This is a genomic window from Kitasatospora sp. NPDC058190, assembly GCF_042883685.1.
Lineage (GTDB): Bacteria > Actinomycetota > Actinomycetes > Streptomycetales > Streptomycetaceae > Kitasatospora.
The window spans coordinates 1-2,620 of record NZ_JBHVVI010000271.1; the positions used below are offsets into that span (position 1 = coordinate 1).

The following is a 2,620-nucleotide window of genomic DNA, read 5'->3' on the forward strand; positions in this document are numbered from 1 at the left end:
CGCCGACCAGGCGACGGCCGAACCGGTGGCCGTCGAACTAGCCACACCCGTCCTGACCAGGTAATCAACGCCTCCCGCGCAGCGGGGGAAGCTCAGTGTGGGACCGGCTGAACACCCACGTCTCCCACGCGATGCGCGACCTGATCGACGCGAGGGACTGGCTGACGGTGTTCGTGCTGCCCGCCTACGCACCCGAGCTGAACGCGGTCGAGTACCTGTGGGCCCACGTCAAACGAAGTCTGGCGAACCTCGCCAGCGTCGCCCTCGACCGACTCGAAGCCCTCGTCCGCAACCGCCTCAAACGACTGCAGTACCGCTCCGACCTCCTCGACGGCTTCCTCACCGGGACCGGACTCTCCCTAGACCTCCCACCGCCATCACCTTGAAGCGCCGAGGTCAGTAAGCGTGCACTCCGTGGAGCGTCGGCGCCGGCAGTGACGCGGGGGGGGGCGAGGATCTCCGCTGTGCAGTCCGCGAGGACATGGTCGGTCGGGGCTTCGCTATGCGCGAGCTGGTCCATCCGCAGGGCGGTCTCGATGAGCCGGCGGCGCAGGGCGTTCTCGCGTACATGGTCGAGCGTCAGGCCTGCGGTGGCGATGCTCCCGACGCCGTTGACTGGGGGGGTGCAGGTAGTCGGTGCCTCCGCACCGGGCCAGTTGGCCGCGTTTGGTGAGTTCGGCGGCGGTGGTGATCGGGTCCGGCTCTCCCGCGGCGTACAGGGCGAGGATTGCGCCGTGGATCAGTTCGTGCGCGGGCCGGTAGTAGTCCGCGGGGAGAATCGTCTGGCGATGAAGTCCTTGGACCGCAGCATCGCGCCGAGGACGATCTGCTCGGCGGCCCGACAAGGGGGTGGTGGGGCTGCTGTGACCCGGAATGCTAGACCCGCTCGATGCTCGCGAACAGGCCTGCGACCTGCAAACTTTCGGCTGCGGACATGCCAGGAGGTCAGAAATTTTTTACCCGCGGCCAGCCAAGAACTGCCCTCGGGACTCGCGCCTGACCGGGATTCGGGACCGGGACGCCTCGGGCTCCGGCCGCTACTGTCACACCGTCGGCTCGGCCTCGAGGCCTCGCGTGCACAGGTGGGCGGTCGGACAGGCCGGGCACCCTCGGGCGTCGATGAGGTGGGCGACGGCGTCGAACAACTCCTGGGCACGCTCCTCAGTGCCGACACCGACGAACGACGCGTACTCCAGAGCAGTACCGGTCGTGCCCTCGGCGAGATGGGCACGCAGGTAGCCCAACGCGGCAAACTCATCCGGCGGCAGGCTCCCCGGCGCAACCGGGATACAGACCTTGGGCACCAGCGCACTGGCCAGGTCCCCACCGAACAGCCACGGATCACCCGGCTTGGCCGGCTTGCCGACGACCACCCGCAGCACGACCTCCTCCTGATCGCTGGGCTCGACCAGGACCCCGCCGGCGGCATGGAGCTCGTGGACAGTGCTGCGCACGTCCGCAGCCGCGCGCTGGTCACCGATCATTACGGCGAGTTCGGCGACCGGCAGGTGACCGACGCTGCCATCGGGGCGGCGCAGCTGGAGTACGCCCTGGTCGACGGCGAGGTCGAGCCACAGGGCCTGGACGGGGATCTTCGTCCCGTACAGCGGGGCGAGGCGGCTCAGAAGGCATCCGCAATCCGCTTGCGGTATATGACTTTTCGCTGTTCAGGCATGGTGTGCGGGGTTGAGCGACAGGGTTTCGGCGTCGGATTGTCGAGGTCGGAACGGAGTGTGTGATGCCGCCGTCGCCGTTGGGGTTGCTGGAGGAGCGTCGGGAGGCCGCCCGGGCGCGGGTGGAGGATCTTGAGGCCGAGTTGGAGCGCCGCTACCCGCGCGACCGCGCCCTGCAGCGCGAGATCGAGGAGGGCCTGAACGTGGTGGAGGCCTGGAACCGTGCGAACGCGGTGATCTACTACGGCAAGGGCTGGGAGATCTCCAGCAACCGGCGCGAGGAGGTCGAGATGGCCGCGCTGTGCCTGCGCATCCTCCAGGCCAGCCTCGTGTACGTGAACACCCTGATGCTGCAGGCCGTCCTGGCCGAACCCGCCTGGGCCGACCTGCTCGGGCCGGCCGACCGACGCGGCCTGACCCCGCTGTTCCGGGGCCACGTACACCCCTACGGCGAGGTCAAGCTCAACCTCGCCTCCCGTCTGGAGATCGGCCGTGCCGACCTGGGCGGGCTCGGCACGGCGGGCGGTGGTGCGCGATGACCAGCCGCAGCAGGCAGGCCTACCACCTCGCCCGGGACCTGACCCGGGACACCGAGACCGAGGTCTGCACCGAGTGGATCGGCGATGCCCGCTGGGAGGTGTGGTGGGCCGACGACCTGACCGAGCCTCAGATGCGCGATGACCTTGACTCCTGACCCGCAGCAGGTCGAAGTCATCGGACAAAGCGGAAACCTGGCGCGAGCGGCACTCGACGGCACCGCTCCGCAGCCAAAGACGCGCAGGGCATGGAAAGCTGATCCGGACCAGGGTAGCCGCCTTGGCCAACACCCCTGCCGTTTGGCGGGTTTCTGGATACTGACCTCGGCGCTTCAAGGTGATTGGCCTGTTTGTGTAGCTGACTGACCATCACTTGCGCGCTATGCCGTTGGTATGCGCTATGCGGATGGA

At 68.4% G+C, this 2,620-nt stretch carries 4 protein-coding genes and 1 pseudogene; 3 read left to right on the forward strand and 2 right to left on the reverse strand.

All coding sequences use genetic code 11. From position 1 onward, the window contains the following. Positions 1-95: 95 nt before the first annotated feature. Positions 96-386: pseudogene (locus ACFVWU_RS44680) on the forward strand (transposase); the annotation flags it as partial. A 114-nt stretch (positions 387-500) separates the two neighbouring features. Here the strand turns inward: ACFVWU_RS44680 and ACFVWU_RS44685 are convergent. Both ACFVWU_RS44685 and ACFVWU_RS44690 read right to left on the reverse strand, forming a co-directional pair. Further along, positions 501-845, reverse strand: coding sequence for a DnaB-like helicase N-terminal domain-containing protein (locus ACFVWU_RS44685; RefSeq protein ID WP_387632421.1), 345 nt, complete (start codon positions 843-845; stop codon positions 501-503). Positions 846-1,043: 198 nt separating this feature from the next. Further along, positions 1,044-1,484: a hypothetical protein gene (locus ACFVWU_RS44690; protein ID WP_387632423.1), complete on the reverse strand. Its 441-nt coding sequence runs from the start codon at positions 1,482-1,484 to the stop codon at positions 1,044-1,046. 254 nt (positions 1,485-1,738) lie between these two features. On the opposite strand from ACFVWU_RS44690, the gene ACFVWU_RS44695 reads away from it, so the two are divergent. Then, positions 1,739-2,212 carry a Tn3 family transposase gene (locus tag ACFVWU_RS44695; RefSeq protein ID WP_387632426.1) on the forward strand — a complete coding sequence of 158 codons (474 nt, stop codon included), beginning with the start codon at positions 1,739-1,741 and terminating at the stop codon, positions 2,210-2,212. Then, positions 2,209-2,367: a hypothetical protein gene (locus tag ACFVWU_RS44700; protein WP_387632428.1), complete on the forward strand. Its 159-nt coding sequence runs from the start codon at positions 2,209-2,211 to the stop codon at positions 2,365-2,367. Before ACFVWU_RS44695 ends, ACFVWU_RS44700 begins: the two co-directional genes overlap by 4 nt. Positions 2,368-2,620 lie beyond the last annotated feature (253 nt).